This is a genomic window from Roseibium sediminicola (assembly GCF_023156505.1).
Taxonomy (GTDB): Bacteria; Pseudomonadota; Alphaproteobacteria; order Rhizobiales; family Stappiaceae; genus Roseibium; species Roseibium sediminicola.
Map to the genome: position 1 here is coordinate 38,418 of NZ_JALNMJ010000029.1, position 18,707 is coordinate 57,124.

The following is an 18,707-nucleotide window of genomic DNA, read 5'->3' on the forward strand; positions in this document are numbered from 1 at the left end:
TTGTGGATTTTCTTTGACCCGCCGCTCTCCCCATTTCCCGGACAATCTGTTAAACGGCGGCATCACTGCCAGCCTGCGCCAGCGCGGCCCGTCCGCAGCGGCCATCTAGATACCGGACCGACATGATCCCGAACGACATCAAGATCACGCCCGACCTGATTGCTTCCCACGGCCTGAAACCGGATGAATATGAGCGCATTCTGGAGCTGATCGGCCGCGAGCCGAGCTTCACCGAGCTCGGCATCTTCTCGGCCATGTGGAACGAGCACTGCTCCTACAAATCCTCCAAGAAATGGCTGAAAACCCTGCCGACCGAAGGCCCGCGCGTGCTGCAGGGACCGGGCGAGAATGCCGGTGTCGTCGATATCGGCGACGGCCAAGCGGTGGTCTTCAAGATGGAGAGCCACAACCACCCGTCCTATATCGAGCCCTATCAGGGCGCGGCGACCGGCGTCGGCGGCATCCTACGCGACGTGTTCACCATGGGCGCCCGCCCGGTAGCCGCCATGAACGCGCTGCGCTTCGGTGCGCCGGACCATCCGCGCACCCGCCACCTGGTCTCGGGCGTCGTTTCCGGCGTCGGCGGCTACGGCAATTCCTTCGGCGTGCCGACCGTCGGCGGCGAGGTCGAGTTCCATGCCCGCTACAACGGCAACTGCCTGGTCAACGCCTTCGCAGCGGGCCTGGCCAAATCCGATGCGATCTTCCTGGCGAAAGCCGAAGGCGTCGGCCTCCCGGTGGTCTATCTCGGCGCCAAGACCGGCCGTGACGGTGTCGGCGGCGCGACCATGGCCTCGGCCGAATTCGACGATACGATCGATGAAAAGCGCCCAACCGTTCAGGTCGGCGATCCGTTCACCGAAAAATGCCTGCTGGAAGCCTGCCTGGAACTGATGGAAATCGGCGCGGTGATCGCCATCCAGGACATGGGCGCCGCCGGTCTCACCTGCTCTGCCGTCGAAATGGGCGCCAGCGGTGATCTTGGCATCGAGCTGGACCTCGACAAGGTGCCGGTGCGCGAAGAGCGCATGAGCGCTTATGAAATGATGCTGTCGGAAAGCCAGGAGCGCATGCTCATGGTGCTGCGTCCGGAAAAGGAACACGAGGCCGAAGCCATCTTCAGAAAATGGGGCCTGGACTTCGCCATTGTCGGCAAGACCACCGACACGTTGCGCTTCGTGGTCAAGCACCAGGGCGAGATCGTCGCCGACCTGCCGATCAAGGAACTGGGCGACGAGGCCCCGGAATATGACCGTCCGTGGGTCGAACCTAAGAAACGGCCGGTTCTGTCGGCATCGGAGATTGCCGAGCCCGAAGACTATGCCGAAGCGCTGAAGACCCTCGTCGGCAGCGCCAACGGCGCCTCGCGCCGCTGGGTCTATGAACAATATGACACGCTGATCCAGGGCAATTCGGCGGCAACGCCGGGCGGCGATGCCGGTGTCATCCGTGTCGAAGGCGGCCGCAAGGGCCTTGCCTTCTCCGTCGACGTCACCCCGCGCTATTGCGAAGCCGATCCGTTCGAGGGCGGCAAGCAGGCGGTCGCCGAAGTCTGGCGCAACCTGACCGCCGTCGGCTCCGAGCCGCTGGCCGCGACCGACAACCTCAATTTCGGCAATCCGGAAAAGCCGGAGATCATGGGCCAGTTCGTCGGCTGCATCAAAGGCATCGGCGAAGCCTGCCGCGAGCTCAGCTTCCCGATCGTTTCCGGCAACGTCTCTCTCTACAACGAGACCCATGGCGAGGCGATCCTGCCGACCCCGGCCATTGGCGGCGTCGGCCTGCTGCCGGACGTCACCGTGCGCGCGGGCGCAAGCTTTGCCGCTGAAGGCGACGCGATTCTCGTCATTGGCGGCAACGGCACCCATCTCGGCGCCTCGCAATATCTCGCCGACGTCCTCGGCCGCGAGGAAGGCGCGCCGCCGCCGGTCGATCTGGCCGCCGAACGGCGCAACGGCACGCTGGTCCGCCAGCTGATCGGCGCGGCCCGTGTCACCGGCGTGCACGACATCTCCTCCGGCGGCCTGGGTGTTGCCCTGGCCGAAATGGCCATGGCAAGCGGCATCGGCGCCACCGTCAAGGTCGACGGCCCGGCCCATGCTGCGCTCTTCGGCGAGGACCAGGGCCGCTATGTCGTCACGGTTGCTCAGGACAAGGTCGAAGCGGTGTTGGAAGACATTCTGGATGCCGGCGTCGACGGTCAACAAATCGGCACCACGGGCGGCGAAGAATTGACTGTTGAGGGCATTCTCACCATATCCGTTGCAAACTTGAAAAATGCGCACGAAGATTGGTTCCCGACCTATATGGCAATGGCTTAAGGCCGTTGCCTGTCAGGCGCTTATAAGAAGGACTGTTGCACAATGCCGATGAACGCGAATGAGATCGAAACCTTGATCAAGGAGGCGCTGCCCGACGCTCAGGTGGAGATCCGTGACCTGGCGGGCGACGGTGACCACTACGCGGCCAACGTTGTCTCGGAAGCTTTCCGGGGCAAGAGCCGCGTGCAGCAGCATCAGCTGGTCTACGAGGCCCTGAAGGGCAATATGGGCGGCACGCTGCACGCCCTCGCCCTGCAGACCAAGGCGCCCGATTGAGCCGATAGAGCCTGACACGATGCCGCGCAGCCGGCATGTGCCCTTGATTCTGCCGCCCGGGTTCTCCAGATAGGCGGCAAAGAGACGACAAAGGACGGACAACATGAGCATCCAGGACTGGATCAAGAACGAAGTCGACAGCAACGACGTGGTGCTGTTCATGAAAGGCACTCCGAACTTCCCGCAATGCGGTTTTTCGGGCCAGGTCGTGCAGATCCTCGACTATGTCGGCGCACCGTATAAAGGCATCAACGTGCTGGAAGACGATGAGCTGCGCAACGGCATCAAGGAATTCACTAACTGGCCGACGATCCCGCAGCTTTACGTAAAGGGCGAATTTGTCGGCGGCTGCGACATCATCCGCGAGATGTTCCAGAACAAGGAACTGCAGGGTTTGCTCAGCGAAAAAGGCGTCGCGACCAGCCAGCAGACGGCCTGAGCTGGAATCAGTTTCACAAGGAATGCTTGAAAGGGGCGGTTTTTCCGCCCCTTTTTTGATGACAAAGTCACTCCGTCATTCCGGACGGTCTGCAGCGCAGCTGCATGGCCAGATCCGGAACCCAGCGCACACTTCGCGCCGGAGGCGCGTCTCTATTAGAAAATTCAAATGCTTGGCTGGTTTCGTGCTCGCTTTCGCTCGCGCTGATGCGCTGGGTTCCGGATCAGCGTGCAGCCACGCTGCACTTGTCCGGAATGACAAGTTGAGAAGTTCATCATCCCGGACGCAGCGCAGCGTAGACCCGGGACCGGGGAGCCTGGGTCTCTCGTCGGAAATGAGTGAAACCCGCAAATCATGAGGCTCCCCGGTCCTGGCTCGTGCAGCGCTTGGCCGGGAAGACGCCGGTGAGGAAACGCGTTATCCGAGAATATCTGCGATCACAAACCGCTGGAAACGGATCCCCCTCAGCCGCGCCTCGCTGTCCAGAACGGCTGCTCCTCGGAAAATCCCAGCGTCAAAACCACCTAGGATCGCGAATTATCCAACATTAACCCGAATCGAAATCGCCTGAATTGGGGCAAAACCTCGGCAGCAAAGCACGAATCACCTAAGCTGAATGCAAGGTGAATGCGGATGTCAGGGTGAGTACAGGTGTGTTCCGCCATTCTCCGACCATATCACGGGGCCCCTTCAAGGAACGGGGCCGGGAAATGGGACCGGGGACAATGAAGAAAATTACTGTTGCAGCCACCACCACTTTCGCGATCGCACTGGTCGGCGTCAGCCTCGCCTTGTCCGGCGGCGTGAAAACCGACAGCGAATTGCGGCGCGTCGATTGCCAGGCCATCACCATGTTCACCCCCGCGCAGAAGAAAAGCGCCGAGGAACTTTGCGCCAATTACGGCGGTGTCGCCGAAAAGGACGCACTGCCCAGCGACGAGGGTCTGGTGATCCTGGTCCGCAACCAGCCCATGGGCGGATTTGTCGGCGAGAACACGCTGCACTGAAGGCAGTCATCCGTAATGGGCCCGCTCAGCCAACCTTGACGGCACAGGCGGCCACAGGCTCCTTGACGTTGTGCAGGTCGACCGCCCCAAGGCTTTCCAGCTGAAATCCGGCATCCGCCGCGACATCTACTGTCGCCACCACCGGGTGACCGGCCACCTTACCGTATTCGCCGAGACGGGCCGCGATATTGGCGGCACTGCCGATCACGGTGAAATCCAGCCGTTCCTTCGATCCGACATTGCCATAGGTGACCTCGCCAAAGGCGATGCCGATCGCGCAGGCGAGTGCAATGTCGTCCGATTCCGGATCGGGATCCTTCAGCTTGGCAACGATTTCTTCTGAGCTTTGAAGCGCGTGGCGGCAGGCCGCGCCATGGCCGGAACTGGCCGGGAAGATCGCCAGGACCGCGTCGCCGATGAATTTCAGCACCTCGCCCTCATGGGCATTGACGATTTCCGTGGTGATTTCGAAGAAGCGGTTGAGCTGGGTGACATAGGCCTCCCGGCCAAGCTCCGTTTCCAGCCGGGTCGAGTGACGCAGATCGCAGAACAGGATCGCCGCATCGATGACATCGCCATCACCGCGCCGGATCTTGCCGCCGAGCACCCGGGCGCCGGTGCGCTTGCCGAGATAGGTCTCCAGAAGCGACGTTGCGTTGGAGGTCAGCGCGAACACCTCGAACAGCCGGCTGATCAGCGCCGAGCATTCGAAAATCAGCCCCAGATTGGCGGTGGTGAAACCGTTCGGATGGTCGGAAGCGAGAGTCAGTACATTGATGCGGCCGTCGGAAAAAGGCAGCGGCATGGCGACATAATCGGTGACGCCCTGCTCCTTCAGATCTTCCATGATCGGAAAATTGAATTCGTCCGGATTGGTGTCGAGCTTCTGGCGCACTCCGCCGAGCCCCTCGGCGACATGCTGGAAGGGGCTGTCCCGGAAGACCGGGCTTTCCAGGATGTCGTAGGACGGATAGCGGCTGGTGACCTCTTCCTTGTCGCGGAACCAAATGCAGTTCTGCCCGGCGATCATCGGATGCAGCGACCAGATCAGGATGCTCATGCGGGCAACAGCGATGCCGTCTTCCACCAGCTTATTGCCGAGTGCCGCCAGCAGCTCTTCCGGCGTTTTCGCCGTCCAGGCCTCCCGGAGCAGCCAGTCGACCACTGGCCCGGTGATGTTGCCTGCCGGCAGCGTTTCGACCGCCTTGCCGTCGTGTTCGATGCGCGACGCCACGCCGGGCATGAAGGCAAAGCAGCCGTCGACCGCCTGTCCTTCCGGCAAGGCTCTCGGATAGTGCCAGGCGCCGTTTTCAATGCGCTCCCCGCCAAAATGGACATGCCTGTAGTAGGCCGTGCCTTTGAACGGGCAGAAGGTCTTGTGGTCCTTTGCCGGTTCCAGTTCCGCCAGAATGTCCTCTTCCGGGAAATAGACCACCGGCGGCAGCCGGGTCTCGTACATGACCCGGGCCCGGGTCGAGCGGGCGATCATTTGGTCTCCCCGCCAGGCGATCACCTCACCGGAAAGGGGTTCCACCACGATGCCGTAGTCGTTGGAAGTCTGTTGCGCGCGCAAGGTCATGGGAAAGAGATAGGCAAGGACGGAATGCCTGTCCAGACAAACCGTTTCCGCATTGATGGCCCAGGCTTCAGCGACCGGATTCAATTCAGACAATCAGACGACTTAAGATTTCTGCAAGTTGATATGGGTACCTTACGGCACCTGCGGTAGTTGACCTGGAGACGTAAATGGCCTGTCAGGGGTGCGGGGACAAGGCTGTCCTGGACTTCGAATTTACCATGGCATTTCAACCCATCGTCGATCTGCGCGCAGATCGCGTCTGGGGCTATGAGGCCTTGGTGCGCGGCCTTAACGGCGAAGGCGCCGGCGAAATCCTTAAGAAGGTGACCCCTGAAAACCGCTATCGTTTCGATCAGGAATGCCGCGTCAAGGCGGTGGAACTGGCCGCCGAGCTGTTCCCGGATGACGGGTCGCGCCTATCGATCAATTTCATGCCGAATGCCGTTTACGAGCCAGCCGCCTGCATCCGCACAACGTTGATTGCCGCTGCCAGGACCGGTTTCAATCCCGGACGGATCATGTTCGAGTTTACCGAAAACGAGCCATTCCTCGACACTGAACATGTTCGGAAAATCGTCGATGAATACAGACGGCAGGGTTTCATTACCGCCATCGACGACTTCGGCGCCGGCTTTTCCGGCCTCAATGCGCTGGCACGGTTCACGCCGGATTTGCTGAAGATCGATATGGATCTGATCCGCGACATCCATCTCAACAAAACCAAGCACGCGATCGTCACCGGCCTCGAGAAGATGTGCCGGATGCTGGATGTTTCTCTGCTCGCGGAGGGCATCGAAACGCAGGAAGAACTCACCTGTCTTCAGGATATCGGCATCACGCTGATGCAGGGCTATTATTTCGGCCGCCCGCAGACCGGTGCCCTGCCAGCGCTCCAGACAAGCGACCTGCCCAACACGAAGCCACTGCAAGCTGCCGTAAGGAGTTCATGAGCCATCCCTCTCTGGCATGTGGTGCCGGTCAGGGATCTCGTCTCGGTCACCTTCCCGTGACAGTCACGGTTTGACCGCAATTTGTTTCTACCTGCTATTTTGAGCTGATCGGATTATGCGATTCCCGCTTGATGCAAACGTTGGAAATTGGGGCTTGGAATGCGCACCCTTTTGGTGACATTGCTGGTGATGTTCTTCGCGGGGGTCCACACGGCCAACGCCCTCACCCGCGCGCCGCAACGTGCGGCAGCCATTGAGCGTTCGCTGACTGCCGACACCGAAATGGCTGTGATGACGGTGCTTTCCCAACCGCACCACCTAGCCTGTTGTGAACAAACCGATCCGAAAGCGATGAAGGCGAAGGTCGCAAATTGCAGCGTGGACTGCGCATCTGTTCTGCCTGGCTGCCTGCACATTCCCCGCCCGGCCGCGGCTGCCGAGGAATCGCGATCCCAGCCCACGCTGACCGCCTTTTTGCCCGCACCTTTCCTGCAGCCTCCCATAAACGTCTGACCCGTCATCCCGGTGCAAAGCGCCGGACAGTCAGTCATTTGGAAGGTCGGACGAAGACCCCACCGGGCATGGAACCCGGCACACGCTCCGTTCGCCTCGCTTTGAAGGGAAACGCTTCATGAGCCTCTTTCACACCGGCAATCGTTCACATGCGCCTGCCATTCCGGCGTTGAGCCGCAAACACTTCAACGCCCAATCGCTTTTCATGATCGCCTGCTGTGCCGCCATGATCGCCGGTACCGGTCTGCTGATCACGTCGGCACCCTCCGGCCTGACATGGACGGAAACGCTTCTCCTGGCCGCCCCGATGCTCGGCTGCCTTGCCATGCATGCCGTCATGCACCGTTTCATGGGCACGTCCTGCCACGCCACCAACAAGACCGGAGCCGACCAATGAAAAAGTCCTATCTGATGCAGGCCGTTTTCAGCGGCGCGCTCACCCTCTCCCTCCCGGCCCATGCCGGAGAAGACACCGTGGTCACGGTCTACAAATCTCCCTGGTGCGGCTGCTGTGAGGTCTGGACCGATGCCGTCAAGGCCGCCGGTTACAAGGTCATCATCGAGGATCACGAGGACCTCAATGCCATCAAGAAACAGGCGGGTGTTCCGGACGACATGCAGGCCTGCCACACCGCCGTGATCGGCGGTGAGCGCAATTACATCGTCGAAGGCCATGTGCCGCTGGAGGCGATGGAAAAGATGATGAGCGAACGGCCCGACATTCACGGCATCGCGGTTCCGGGCATGCCGATGGGATCGCTTGGCATGGGCGACGACCCGGACGCCCGATACACAGTCTACGAAATCGGCGCCAACACCGCAGGCGCCGCCAAACCTTACATGGAAATGGGCCAGTAACCCCCAGATGATAAAGCTGACAAGAAGACACTTTCTTGCCGGTTCGGCGAGCCTCACCGGGCTCGCCGTCACCGGCTGCGCCTCGACCAACAGAACGCCCGTGCCTCTCTCCCCGGCGGAAGATCCGGCCAATCTCGTCATGTACCGCGCCATGCCGGAGGAACGCTTTCCGCTTCCGGCGATCGATCTTAAAAAGGTGCCGGTACGCTTCTATCGCAAACAGGTCGACTACCCGACCTCGGAACGGGTCGGCACTCTGGTGGTCGACACCAACAACTTTTACCTCTACCTGGTCCAGGAACAGGGCAAGGCGATGCGCTATGGTGTCGGACTTGGCCGTGCCGGCTTCGAATGGTCCGGCCGGGCGAAGATCGCCCGCAAGTCCGAATGGCCGAAATGGACCCCACCGGAAGAAATGATCGCCCGCCAGCCGGAACTGGAACAATGGAGCTGGCGCAACGGCGGCATGCCGCCCGGTCTGCAGAACCCTCTCGGTGCCCGCGCGCTCTATATCTTTGAAGGCAACAAGGACACGCTCTACCGGGTGCACGGCACGATGGAATACTGGACCATCGGTTCGGCCGTCTCCAGCGGCTGCGTCCGGCTGATCAATCAGGACATCATCGACCTCTACAGCCGCGTTCCCGTCGGCTCGCCGATCGTGGTGTTGTGAAGATGGGCGTTGCGGTCGCCAGGTTCGCGGCGACCGCTTTGAGCGTCAACCCGCCCGGCGCCGGCTACCCCGTGATCGCCTTCAGTTCCAGAAAGTCCTCTAGGCCGAATTCGCCGAATTCACGGCCGTTGCCGGACTGCTTGTAGCCGCCGAAGGGCACGTCATAGTCCGGGCTGCCGCCGTTGATATAGACGCTGCCCGCGCGCAGCTTGCGCGATACGCGCTTGGCGCGTTCCGGATCGCCGGTCTGCAGATAGGCGGCGAGGCCGTAGGGCGTGTCGTTGGCAATTGCGATCGCTTCGTCTTCCGTATCGAACGGGATCATCACCAGCACCGGACCGAAGATCTCCTGGCGGGCGATGGTCATGTCGTTGCTGACATCGGCGAAAATCGTAGGTTTGACGAAATAGCCGGTCTCGAAACCTTCCGGTTTGCCCGGACCGCCGGCGACCAGCCGGGCGCCGTCGGCGATGCCGCGCTCGATATGGCCTTCGATTTTCTCGTATTGCAGCTCGCTGATCACCGGGCCGAGATGATCGCCCTCCTCCGCCGGATCGCCGACCTTGAACTCCGGTGCGATCCTGGCGGCCAGGGCAACGGCGTCCTCATAGACGCTGCGCTCGACGAGCAGCCGGGTCGGCGCGTCGCAGGACTGGCCGGAATTGGAAAAACAGCCGGAGAGCGACGTGCGCATGGCGGTTTCAAGATCCGCGTCGGCAAAGAGCAGGTTCGCGGACTTGCCGCCAAGCTCCAGCGCAACCCGCTTGACGGTCGGGGCCGCGTTCTGGCTCACCGAGACACCTGCACGGGTGGAGCCCGTGAAGGACATCATGTCGATGTCCGGATGAGCGGAGAGCGGCGCGCCGACGCCCGGGCCGTCTCCATTGACCAGGTTGAAGACACCGGCCGGGCAGCCGGCCTCGTCCAGCATCTCGGCAAAGAGCAGCCCGGAGAGCGGCGCGATCTCGCTCGGCTTCAGCACCATGGTGCAGCCGGCGGCAAGCGCAGGCGCCACCTTGGCGGCGATCTGGTTGATCGGCCAGTTCCAAGGTGTGATCAGGCCGCAGACACCGATCGGCTCATCGCGCAGAAGACTGCCGCCGCGCGGGCTCGGCCGCTCGAACCGGTGGCTCTTCAGGGCGTCCAGGGTAGCCTGGAGATGACCGCTTCCCGCCGGGGTCTGGTTCTCGCGCGCAAAGGTCTTCGGCGCGCCCATTTCCAGCCGGATGGCCTCTTCCATCTCCCCAGAGCGGCGCTCGTAGACGGCGATGATCCGCTCCAGCAGGGCGGCCCGTTCCTCGACGCTGGTCTCAGACCAGCTCGCAAAGGAGGCCTTGGCGGCCGCGACGGCCCTGTCGACATCGGCGCTTGTTCCGAGCGAAATCACGGCGACCGGCTGTTCGGTCGCCGGATTGATCACCTCAAGCGCCTTCGCTTCAACCGGGTCCACCCAGGTGCCGTTGATATAGAACTGCTTTTTTTCGATCATCCGCTTGCCGCTTCCCGTTGTCCTGACGTCGCCGCGCCCCGATTGGGCACAACTTCATATCCGGATTCTTCCGGCTCGTCGTCAACCATCTCGGCTGGAAAACCAGGTGCCAGCACGCTGAGGCTGGTGGCGTCTTCAAGGCGCTTGATGATGTTGGGCGAAAGTTCGCGCGGCCCGTAGCGCTCGATGCCGTCGGCAAAAATGCGGTTGAGAAGCGGCGATAGTTCCAGCGGCACGTCATTGTCTTCGGCGATCTTCTGGAACAGGCCGATGTCTTTGGCCACCAGATCCATGGTGAAGGAAATGTCGCGGGAGCCGTTCAGGATCACCTGGCCTTCGGTCTCGTGGACGAAGGACGTGCCGGACGAGATCCGGATCGCCTCATAGGCAATGCCCAGATCCATGCCGGCCGCCTTGCACGTCACCAGAGCCTCGGCGACCGACACCAGATTGGCAGTCGCCAGATAATTGGTCACCACTTTCAGGATCGAGGCAGAACCGATCTCACCCGTGTGCAGCACACGGCGGCCGAGCACGGTCAGGAACGGCAGCGCCTTCTCGAAAGTGGCGCGGGTGCAGCCAGCGAAAATGGAGATGTTGCCGGTCGCCGCCCGGTGGCAACCGCCGGACACCGGGCATTCGATTGCCTCGGCGCCCTTTGCGATGACGAGGTCGGCGAGACGCTTTGTTTCCTTGGCGTCGGTCGTCGACATTTCCGCCCAGATCCGGCCGGGGCCAATCCCCTCCAGGATACCGTTCTCGCCTTCGACGACCGCCGCGCAGGCCGCCGGGCTCGGCAGGCACGTGATGACGACGTCGCAGGCTTCGGCCAGTTCCTTCGGGCTGTCGCCGCGGGTCGCCCCTTTTGCCACAAAGCTCTCCACCAGCAACGGATTGAGATCGAGCACCTTCAGCTCGAACCCGTTGCGCAGAATACTGCCCGCCAGCTTGCCGCCGACATTGCCCAGACCGATGAACCCGACACGCATGAGAAGCGCCTTTCTGACTATGTGACCTCAGGAACCTCACTTTGCGCCTCGCCATTTGGTAAGAGAAACGATATAAACAGGGAGAATTACCCTGTTTTTTTTATGAGTAAGCTCGCATGCTGTCGCTTCCCAACCTGATCTGGCTGCGCAGTTTCGAGGCGGCAAGCCGCCTGGGCAGCTTTACGGCGGCCGGCAGCGAGCTTGGTCTAACCCAGGCCGCCGTCAGCACCCATATCAGCGCGCTGGAAACCCAGCTCGGCCATCAGCTTTTGGAGCGGACCACGCGCAAGGTGGCCCTGACCGCCAGCGGCAAGGCCTATCTGCCTTCGGTCAGGAAGGCGCTGCAGGAGCTGGCCACATCGACCGAGGGCCTGTTCGGCAGCCGGACATCGGGCACCGTTACCATCCGTGCGCCGATCTCCGAGGCCGCGCTGATCGTCGCGCCCGCCCTCGTGACTTTCCGGCGCCAGCATCCGGATCTCGACATCCGGCTGTTGTCGGCCATCTGGGCCGACACGGCGCTCGAAACCGGCATCGATATCGAGATCCGGCTCGGCACGGGAACCTGGCCGGGGGTCTCTGCGGAGCCGCTCGGCATGGAAACAATTGTGCCTGTGTGCCATCCGGACCTGGCGCGGCGAATTGCAGAGCCGTCAGACCTCGTGGACCAGCCACGCATTCACATTCTCGGCTTCGACGATCACTGGCCGCGCTATTTCGAGGCCTGCGATCTCAAGCCCCCAGGCAAGACCAGCGGCATAACCGTCGACACCTCGCTGGCTGCCGTCGAACATGCCGCCGTCGGCGGTGGCATCGCACTGCTGCTGGGCAAGGTCGCCAGACGGCTGCAGGCAAACGGCCGGCTGGCGGTTCCCCTTGACGTCAGCCTTCCGTCCGTGCGCTCGCATTATCTTCTGCACCGGGAAGGCGGCGGGCCTTCCAATGCGGCAACGCAGACTGTTGAAAGCTGGCTCAGGGAGTTGTTTGGCTGAATTGTCGCCTCCATTCCCCTCCTGCCTTTCCCGCGAAAGCGGGGGTGACAGCAGAGGAAAGCGGACCCGCCCGGCCTCTTACGGCCTCTTCTATCCCCCTCATTCGTCATGCCATGGCTTGACCCACTGCTGTCCGGTTTAAACGACTACGCTTTCAGCAAGATGTTTGAACGATTTGACTATCTGCCGTGAACAGCTTGTTGGACTTTCAAAAGATTGGCCGCTTGCTGCCGTCTCCCCCCTTGCGGGGGAGATGTCCGGGAACCGGACAGAGGGGGGTGAAGCGGTCACCGCGAATTCGGAAATGCCGAATGATATCGGGAGGTTGACACCCCCCTCTGTCTCCTGATGGAGACATCTCCCCCGCAAGGGGGGAGACTGGAACAAGCCGCGAGGCCCGAGTAAGAACTGCGAACACTGCTTAAACCGGACACCAGTGGGCCCGACCTTGGCATCCATGCCGTTTCACTTCCTATCGGGCGGACCGCAGGTTTGGCAAGTCAACGGCATGGATTGCCGGATCAAGTCCGGCAATGACGTAGATTGGAGGCAATCCCATACCAACAGGCGCCTGGTCGTCACTCCGCCGCGAACAGCTTCGCGGTCATGGCCAGGCTCGCGCCGCAGGGCTCCTCTGCGTCGCCGCTTGCCCCGGCCGAACTTCCTTCCGCCGGACGCAGGTTGACAAAATCATAGAGAGACCGGTCGAGCAGATGCGACGGCCTGGTGTGGCCCAGGGCGCGCGCCATGACACCGAGGCGGCCGGGATTCGCCTTCTCCCAGCCCTGCAACATGCGCTTGACCTCCTCGCGCTGCAGCCCGTCCTGCGAGCCGCAGAGATTGCACGGGATGATCGGGAACCGCATGCCGTTCGAGAATTTCTCGATATCGCTTTCCGCCGCATAGGCGAGCGGGCGCAGCACCAGGAGATCGCCCTCGTTGTTGATCAGCTTCGGCGGCATGGAGGCAAGCCGGCCGCCATGGAAGAGGTTCATGAAGAAGGTTTCGAGAATGTCGTCCCGGTGATGACCGAGCACGATCGCCTCGCAGCCCTGCTCACGCGCAACGCGGTAAAGAATGCCGCGGCGCAGGCGCGAGCACAGCGAGCAATAGGTCCGGTGCGCCGGGATCTTGTCGGTAACGATCGAATAGGTGTCCTCGCGCACGATGATGTGCTCGATGCCGTTTTCCTCAAAGAACTGCGGCAGGATATGTGCCGGAAAACCAGGCTGTGCCTGGTCCAGATTGCAGGCCACCAGATCGACCGGCAGCAGGCCGCGCCATTTCAGTTCGATCAGGACGGCGAGCAGGGTGTAGCTGTCCTTGCCGCCGGATAGACAGACCAGCCATTTCGGCTTGTTGTCCTGCGAAGCGTCCGCCGGCAGCATGCCGAAATCACCAATCGCCTCGCGCGCCTGCCGCAGAAGGCGCTTGCGCAGCTTTTTGAATTCGACGCTGGAGGGCGCATTGCGCAGGAGCGCGGGCACATCCATGTCGGTGCTGTCGGCAATGTCGTTCATATTGGCGGCCTTGGAGCTGTCTGTTTGTTCCCGGTGACATAGCGGATCGCCAACGCCGGGAAAAGCAAAAAGCTCCGGCTTTCCAAGGGCTGCCTAGGCCAGCAGCCAGACCTTTTCAGCGTTCCTGCCAATCGACATAGCCCGATGCAACCCCACAGACATCTGAATTTCGACCGCACTTGCCGCGACTTTCAGGTGTATCGAACACGCTTTCGCCAAAACCTTGTGCATTGTTGTAAACCGGTCGAGGGCATTGGTCGACATCTCAAGCTTGTTTCAGGAGGCAATTGAAATGACTGTAACGCTCGACATCCAGCAGCCGCAGCCCTTCGACCTGGTCGGTTCGAAGATCCTGATCGCCGGCAATGCCACGGCTTTTGAAGGCACGCTCAGCATCCGCGTTTCCGAAGGTCACGACGAATATGCCTCCTTCACCCAGGTCGGCGCCCTCGGTCTGCGGCAGTTTCAGGGTTTTATCGACATTCCCGACACCAACAGCTTCGAGCTCAACCGGCTGTTCCTGACGCTGGCCGACGATACGGGCAACGAAAACGGACCGTCGGTAGTGATCCCGGTCCTGTACGGCCCCAGGATCCTGTCGGGTTATCGCGGCTGGCAGCCCTATACGGTCAAGTCCGGCGACACCCTGACGAAGATCGCGCAGCAGCAATATGGCAATTCCATCTACCAGCCGATCTTCGAGGCGAACCAGCACCTGTTGAGCAATCCGAATGTGATCTTCCCGGGTCAGGTGCTGCGGATTCCGCGCAACGATCTTTGAACGCCGGACCCGGCATTCCTCGGGCTGAAACGCAAAGAATGTGCCGAAGGTCACACAACCGGTGTGACACATGAGATAGGTTCCACCCGTTAGAAATTCCAAGGATACGGGTAGGTGCATTATGCGCAATACGATATCCGGTGACGCGATTTTCGCACAGCCTGTCCGACTGGAGGACAGCCGGGAATTCACGATCACCGTCTTACGGGACCGGCCGGGAGCCGGCAAAACTCAGAAAACTTTAGAGCTGGTGCCTGTCGCCACGGCCGCAATGCGGTCTGTCGAACCGCAGGTCCTCAACTGAGGCGGACTTCCGCCCAGCATCCGCAAGGCGATGACTTGTTCGGCAAGCCGGGATCCGAACAACAAGGATCTGAGCCAACAAAGATTTTCCGCCCGAATGGCGGAACCTTTCAACACGAGTGCGCGAACGATGGCACACTCTCTGTCTGCCGGGCGGCTGCCCCATCCGCCCGCGATGCGACAAACAAAGAGGATACCGGCTCAATGAGCAGTTCAGCCTCCAAAGTGGTCGCAGTTGGCCTTGTCGCAGTCACGGTGGGGTATTTTCTGGTCCATTCGTTCCGCGGAACGGGACCGCTGGAGACTGCCCGGGCTGAAAGTTTGCTTGCAAAGAAGCTGCAATATTCTGGCACGGAAGATGTCTACGCAATCGCCCCCGATGGCGAATTCGTGCAGGCAACCACCGGTGAAATCAAGGACTATCGTGCCATCGGCTGTCCCAAGCTCGGCAGCGATATGGGAACTCTGCCGGGCAGATACGGAACCGGTGGCAGGACCTATGGGGTCGCGACCTTTGTGTGCCTTCTCAAGGGCAAGACCCGGTCCGGCATTGAACTCTTCACGTCAATGCATGTCTACCGGTCAGCCGACCCTGCCCGGAAAGGTCTCTATGACGGTCATCTTTTCAGTTTTCAAAGAGAGGCCGAGACCCGCGCCCTGATGCAGCAACTCAAGCAGGCAACACGCCACTATGAAAAGTCGGAACAATCGATCCTATGGGCTATTCTTGCCGCCGATGGCATTTATGTGCCAGCCGACAAGACCCAAAAATCGCCGATCGAAAAAGCGGTGGACCTGCACCTAAAGAGGCTATCGGGCCAGTAGCGCCTTTGGTCGCGCCAAAAGAAAAAGGCCCGCCAAGTGGCGGGCCCTTCCCATCAAACCGTATTCGGCGCTGATTAGCGCGAATAGAATTCGACGACCAGGTTCGGTTCCATCTGCACCGGATACGGTACATCGGAGAAACCCGGAATGCGCGAGTAGGTCGCGGTCATCTTGTTGTGGTCGGCGTCGACATAGTCCGGCACGTCGCGTTCCGCGGACTGGACAGCTTCCAGAACCAGAGCGAGCTGCTTGGACTTTTCACGGACTTCGATCACATCACCCGGGCGCAGCTGGTAGCTCGGGATGTTGACGCGCTTGCCGTTGACCTTGACGTGGCCGTGGTTGATGAACTGACGGGCAGCAAACACGGTCGGCACGAACTTGGCGCGGTAGACGATGGCGTCGAGACGGCGCTCCAGCAGGCCGATCAGGTTTTCCGAAGTATCGCCCTTCTGACGGGACGCTTCGGCATAGACCTTGCGGAACTGCTTTTCGGAAATGTTGCCGTAGTAGCCTTTCAGCTTCTGCTTGGCGCGGAGCTGAACACCGAAGTCGGACAGCTTGCCCTTGCGGCGCTGGCCATGCTGACCCGGGCCGTATTCACGCTTGTTGGCCGGGCTCTTCGGACGACCCCAGATGTTTTCACCCATCCGGCGGTCGATTTTGTACTTAACGCTATGGCGCTTCGACATATCGCGGTTTCCTTTGAATTCGCGTTTTTATTTAAAAGGAAACGCGCCCTCCTTTATCGTCACAACCTGCTTTCACGGGAAGTTCGGATCGACAGGGACCCGGCTAGACGGCGCCGGCCGGATGCCCACGGGTGCGTAGATCCGGAAGGCGATTGCCTACCGGACCGCGCGGACATACAGGCAGGCCCGGAAAATGTCAATGCGCCGCCGGACCGTATGCGGCAAATCCGCCGATTTTCGCCGATTTTGTCCGACAACCCGGCATTCTTAACGGATAAATCGGATTTTGTTGCGACTTTTGATGCCGTTACGTTCACAAAGTGCGGAAAACAATGCATACATTTAGGAAATTTTAATTGCAGCTTTTCACTATGCAATCGCCGCTGCAACCCTAGCTAATAATGTCAGTGCGGCAGCGTGTTCTGTACCCCATCACACAGTGGAAGTTTTTCGGCCGGACCTTGGCAATAGGATCAAGCATGTCAGCGAATCGTCAACCAGTACTTCAGACTGCCCCGGATTGCTCCGGCGTGATCTGTTGCACGCCGAAAGACACGCTTGACGCGCTCGATTATGCCCTTCAGCCGGTGGTCGATATCGGAACAGGCGTCGTTTATGGCTACGAGGCGCAGATCCGCAACTGCGACCTGGCCGGCGCGCGCTCCGCGGATGACCTGATCGACGAGGCGCATGCGGCCGGATACCTGCCGCAGCTCGAGGCCCGTCTCGTGGAAAAGGCACTTGAGCGATTTTCCAGCCTGAAGATCGCCCAGGGCACCAAGCTCTATTTCAAGCTGGACGGCCGCGACCTCGGCGAGGAAAACGATCCGCGCATGCGTCTGGCCGATCTGGTTACCAAGGCCGGGCTGCAGATCAACCAGATCTGCCTGGAATTTTCCGAACGACACCAGCAGACCTTCACCGATGTCACCCATCACGCGGTCAACGACCTGCGCCAGATCGGTTTTCTGATCGCCCTGGACGATTTCGGCCGCGGTTCGTCCGAGCTGCGGCTCCTGCACGACATGTCCCCGGACTATGTCAAGATCGACCGGTTCTTTCTCAACGGCGTCGACAGCGACGCCAGACGCAAGCTGTTCGTCACCACGGTGGCCAACCTTGCCCACGTGCTCGGCGCCCGCGTTATCGCCGAAGGCGTCGAGACCGAGCGCGAGTTCAAGGCCTGCCGCGACGCCGGCTGCGACCTGATCCAGGGCTATTTTGTCGCCAGACCGTTCCAGAAGGCCTCCGAAGCCAAGCTCTTCTACGATCACGTGCGCGCGCCCGGCAATGGCAGCAAGCGCCGCGAGGAGCAGGACCGGATCCGCAACGAGCTGATCAAGCTTCCGACGATCCAGTTCAACGCCTCCATGAACGAACTGCTCGACATGGTGGTCCACAATCAGGATGCCAGTGTTGTGCCGGTCCTGGACAGCAACAACGAGCCGCGCGGCCTGATCCACGAGCGCGACCTGAAGGCCTATCTCTATGCCGGCGGTCCGGATGACGACGACGCCAAGGCCGCACTCGACTTTCCGCTGCGCTCCTTCGTGCGCGCCTGCCCGATCGCCGATATCGATTCCAACGCCGACATGCTGCTGGTGACCTTCGCCTCCTCGATCAATTCGGACGGCATCATCATCACAGAGAATTTCCGCTATGCCGGGTTCCTCTCGGCGACCTCGTTGCTCAAGATCATTCACGAAAAGCGCCTGCAGGAGGCCCAGGACCAGAACCCGCTGACCCGCCTGCCCGGCAACGGCGCAGTAAACCGCTTCATCGCCGAGTCGGCCCGCAAGGGCACGCAGGACCGGCACCTGTGTTACCTCGACTTCGACAATTTCAAGCCCTTCAACGACACCTATGGCTACCGCCAGGGCGACCGGGCGATCATCCTGTTCGGCGAACTGCTGCAGCGGCATATTTCCGGAACGGGCACTTTCCACGGCCATATCGGCGGGGACGATTTTTTCGTAGGCTTCCACAATATCGACCAGACCGATGTCGCCGCCCGGATGCTGGCCCTGAAACGTGCCTTCCGGCTGGATGTCGAAAGCTTTTACGAGCCCGAGCACCGGGAGCGGGGCTATATCGAGGCCCAGGACCGGTTCGGCACCACCCGTCAGTTCCCGCTCCTGCAATGCTCGATCTCGATCCTGAGCCTGCCCAAGGGCACGACGCTCCATCCCGACACGCTCAACCACGAGATCATGGAACTGAAGCGCGCCGCCAAACGCTCCGACGACGGCCTCGCGGTGAAGTGCCTGGCGGCCTGACGCCGCATTTCCCCCATATCCACCACATCTTCAGCGTCATCCTGAGGCGCGCGCTCGCGCGCGTCTCGAAGGACGGGCTCCAAGTTCTTAAGCAAGCGCCCCTCCTTATCTGTTTGAATTTTTGTAGATTGGTTTTGGGAGGGCCGGTTGCTGCCCTCCCAAGTGGGCCGGAGACCGTACGATCCGCGGTACGTGGCAGTCCGTTCGAAGCAAGGCTCCCGGTC

18 protein-coding genes are annotated in these 18,707 nt (G+C 61.1%); 13 read left to right on the forward strand and 5 right to left on the reverse strand.

The window, feature by feature from the left end; translation table 11 throughout:
- Positions 1–122 precede the first annotated feature (122 nt).
- From purL to M0H32_RS26330, 4 genes are all read left to right on the forward strand, one after another.
- Positions 123–2,321 (forward strand): phosphoribosylformylglycinamidine synthase subunit PurL, encoded by a 2,199-nt coding sequence (purL, locus tag M0H32_RS26315; protein WP_248159459.1) that lies wholly within the window; start codon positions 123–125, stop codon positions 2,319–2,321.
- A gap of 42 nt (positions 2,322–2,363) precedes the next feature.
- Positions 2,364–2,597 carry a BolA family protein gene (locus M0H32_RS26320; RefSeq protein WP_248159460.1) on the forward strand — a complete coding sequence of 78 codons (234 nt, stop codon included), beginning with the start codon at positions 2,364–2,366 and terminating at the stop codon, positions 2,595–2,597.
- 103 nt (positions 2,598–2,700) lie between these two features.
- Entirely contained in the window at positions 2,701–3,036 is a 336-nt protein-coding gene (grxD, locus tag M0H32_RS26325; RefSeq protein WP_248159462.1) for a Grx4 family monothiol glutaredoxin, read from the forward strand.
- Between the two features lie 725 nt (positions 3,037–3,761).
- Positions 3,762–4,043, forward strand: a complete 282-nt coding sequence (locus M0H32_RS26330; protein ID WP_248159463.1) for an antitermination protein — start codon at positions 3,762–3,764, stop codon at positions 4,041–4,043.
- A 25-nt stretch (positions 4,044–4,068) separates the two neighbouring features.
- On the opposite strand, the gene M0H32_RS26335 is transcribed toward M0H32_RS26330, so the two are convergent.
- A complete protein-coding gene (locus tag M0H32_RS26335) occupies positions 4,069–5,715 on the reverse strand; it encodes a DUF427 domain-containing protein (protein ID WP_248159464.1) in 1,647 nt (548 codons plus the stop codon).
- A gap of 125 nt (positions 5,716–5,840) precedes the next feature.
- Between M0H32_RS26335 and M0H32_RS26340 the strand changes: the two genes are divergently transcribed.
- From M0H32_RS26340 to M0H32_RS26360, 5 genes are all read left to right on the forward strand, one after another.
- Positions 5,841–6,572, forward strand: a complete 732-nt coding sequence (locus tag M0H32_RS26340; protein ID WP_486660019.1) for an EAL domain-containing protein — start codon at positions 5,841–5,843, stop codon at positions 6,570–6,572.
- A gap of 159 nt (positions 6,573–6,731) precedes the next feature.
- The gene (locus M0H32_RS26345) at positions 6,732–7,085 is read left to right on the forward strand and encodes a hypothetical protein (RefSeq protein WP_248159466.1); all 354 of its coding nucleotides are present in this window, start codon (positions 6,732–6,734) and stop codon (positions 7,083–7,085) included.
- 118 nt (positions 7,086–7,203) lie between these two features.
- Positions 7,204–7,482, forward strand: coding sequence for a hypothetical protein (locus tag M0H32_RS26350; protein ID WP_248159467.1), 279 nt, complete (start codon positions 7,204–7,206; stop codon positions 7,480–7,482).
- Positions 7,479–7,943 carry a DUF411 domain-containing protein gene (locus M0H32_RS26355; protein ID WP_248159468.1) on the forward strand — a complete coding sequence of 155 codons (465 nt, stop codon included), beginning with the start codon at positions 7,479–7,481 and terminating at the stop codon, positions 7,941–7,943. The genes M0H32_RS26350 and M0H32_RS26355 overlap by 4 nt, the downstream gene beginning before the upstream one ends.
- Positions 7,944–7,950: 7 nt before the next feature.
- The gene (locus M0H32_RS26360; protein ID WP_248159469.1) at positions 7,951–8,616 is read left to right on the forward strand and encodes a L,D-transpeptidase; all 666 of its coding nucleotides are present in this window, start codon (positions 7,951–7,953) and stop codon (positions 8,614–8,616) included.
- Between the two features lie 64 nt (positions 8,617–8,680).
- Here the strand turns inward: M0H32_RS26360 and M0H32_RS26365 are convergent, their stop codons facing one another.
- Positions 8,681–10,105 carry an aldehyde dehydrogenase family protein gene (locus M0H32_RS26365; RefSeq protein ID WP_248159471.1) on the reverse strand — a complete coding sequence of 475 codons (1,425 nt, stop codon included), beginning with the start codon at positions 10,103–10,105 and terminating at the stop codon, positions 8,681–8,683.
- The gene (locus M0H32_RS26370) at positions 10,102–11,094 is read right to left on the reverse strand and encodes an NAD(P)-dependent oxidoreductase (protein WP_248159473.1); all 993 of its coding nucleotides are present in this window, start codon (positions 11,092–11,094) and stop codon (positions 10,102–10,104) included. The genes M0H32_RS26365 and M0H32_RS26370 overlap by 4 nt, the downstream gene beginning before the upstream one ends.
- 116 nt (positions 11,095–11,210) lie before the next feature.
- Between M0H32_RS26370 and M0H32_RS26375 the strand changes: the two genes are divergently transcribed.
- Positions 11,211–12,086 (forward strand): LysR substrate-binding domain-containing protein, encoded by an 876-nt coding sequence (locus tag M0H32_RS26375; RefSeq protein WP_248159475.1) that lies wholly within the window; start codon positions 11,211–11,213, stop codon positions 12,084–12,086.
- A gap of 578 nt (positions 12,087–12,664) precedes the next feature.
- Here the strand turns inward: M0H32_RS26375 and ttcA are convergent.
- On the reverse strand, positions 12,665–13,606 hold the full coding sequence (ttcA, locus tag M0H32_RS26380; protein WP_248159477.1) for a tRNA 2-thiocytidine(32) synthetase TtcA: 942 nt from the start codon (positions 13,604–13,606) through the stop codon (positions 12,665–12,667).
- A 292-nt stretch (positions 13,607–13,898) separates the two neighbouring features.
- Here ttcA and M0H32_RS26385 point away from each other — a divergent pair, with 292 nt between their 5' ends.
- Both M0H32_RS26385 and M0H32_RS26390 read left to right on the forward strand, forming a co-directional pair.
- Positions 13,899–14,387 carry a LysM peptidoglycan-binding domain-containing protein gene (locus tag M0H32_RS26385; RefSeq protein WP_248159479.1) on the forward strand — a complete coding sequence of 163 codons (489 nt, stop codon included), beginning with the start codon at positions 13,899–13,901 and terminating at the stop codon, positions 14,385–14,387.
- A gap of 339 nt (positions 14,388–14,726) precedes the next feature.
- Entirely contained in the window at positions 14,727–15,515 is a 789-nt protein-coding gene (locus tag M0H32_RS26390) for a hypothetical protein (RefSeq protein WP_248159480.1), read from the forward strand.
- A 74-nt stretch (positions 15,516–15,589) separates the two neighbouring features.
- Here M0H32_RS26390 and rpsD read toward each other — a convergent pair whose 3' ends face one another.
- Entirely contained in the window at positions 15,590–16,207 is a 618-nt protein-coding gene (gene rpsD / locus M0H32_RS26395; RefSeq protein WP_248159481.1) for a 30S ribosomal protein S4, read from the reverse strand.
- A 530-nt stretch (positions 16,208–16,737) separates the two neighbouring features.
- Between rpsD and M0H32_RS26400 the strand changes: the two genes are divergently transcribed.
- The gene (locus M0H32_RS26400; RefSeq protein WP_248159482.1) at positions 16,738–18,483 is read left to right on the forward strand and encodes an EAL domain-containing protein; all 1,746 of its coding nucleotides are present in this window, start codon (positions 16,738–16,740) and stop codon (positions 18,481–18,483) included.
- Positions 18,484–18,707 lie beyond the last annotated feature (224 nt).

Excerpts from the sequence above, each read along its gene's own strand:
- M0H32_RS26340 (WP_486660019.1), top strand. The coding sequence starts at position 5,841 with ATGGCATTTCAACCCATCGTCGATCTGCGCGCAGATCGCGTCTGGGGC.
- M0H32_RS26365 (WP_248159471.1), bottom strand. The coding sequence starts at position 10,105 with ATGATCGAAAAAAAGCAGTTCTATATCAACGGCACCTGGGTGGACCCG.
- grxD (WP_248159462.1), top strand. The coding sequence starts at position 2,701 with ATGAGCATCCAGGACTGGATCAAGAACGAAGTCGACAGCAACGACGTG.
- M0H32_RS26345 (WP_248159466.1), top strand. The coding sequence starts at position 6,732 with ATGCGCACCCTTTTGGTGACATTGCTGGTGATGTTCTTCGCGGGGGTC.
- M0H32_RS26350 (WP_248159467.1), top strand. The coding sequence starts at position 7,204 with ATGAGCCTCTTTCACACCGGCAATCGTTCACATGCGCCTGCCATTCCG.
- M0H32_RS26375 (WP_248159475.1), top strand. The coding sequence starts at position 11,211 with ATGCTGTCGCTTCCCAACCTGATCTGGCTGCGCAGTTTCGAGGCGGCA.
- rpsD (WP_248159481.1), bottom strand. The coding sequence starts at position 16,207 with ATGTCGAAGCGCCATAGCGTTAAGTACAAAATCGACCGCCGGATGGGT.
- M0H32_RS26385 (WP_248159479.1), top strand. The coding sequence starts at position 13,899 with ATGACTGTAACGCTCGACATCCAGCAGCCGCAGCCCTTCGACCTGGTC.
- M0H32_RS26330 (WP_248159463.1), top strand. The coding sequence starts at position 3,762 with ATGAAGAAAATTACTGTTGCAGCCACCACCACTTTCGCGATCGCACTG.
- purL (WP_248159459.1), top strand. The coding sequence starts at position 123 with ATGATCCCGAACGACATCAAGATCACGCCCGACCTGATTGCTTCCCAC.
- M0H32_RS26320 (WP_248159460.1), top strand. The coding sequence starts at position 2,364 with ATGCCGATGAACGCGAATGAGATCGAAACCTTGATCAAGGAGGCGCTG.
- ttcA (WP_248159477.1), bottom strand. The coding sequence starts at position 13,606 with ATGAACGACATTGCCGACAGCACCGACATGGATGTGCCCGCGCTCCTG.
- M0H32_RS26355 (WP_248159468.1), top strand. The coding sequence starts at position 7,479 with ATGAAAAAGTCCTATCTGATGCAGGCCGTTTTCAGCGGCGCGCTCACC.
- M0H32_RS26360 (WP_248159469.1), top strand. The coding sequence starts at position 7,951 with ATGATAAAGCTGACAAGAAGACACTTTCTTGCCGGTTCGGCGAGCCTC.
- M0H32_RS26370 (WP_248159473.1), bottom strand. The coding sequence starts at position 11,094 with ATGCGTGTCGGGTTCATCGGTCTGGGCAATGTCGGCGGCAAGCTGGCG.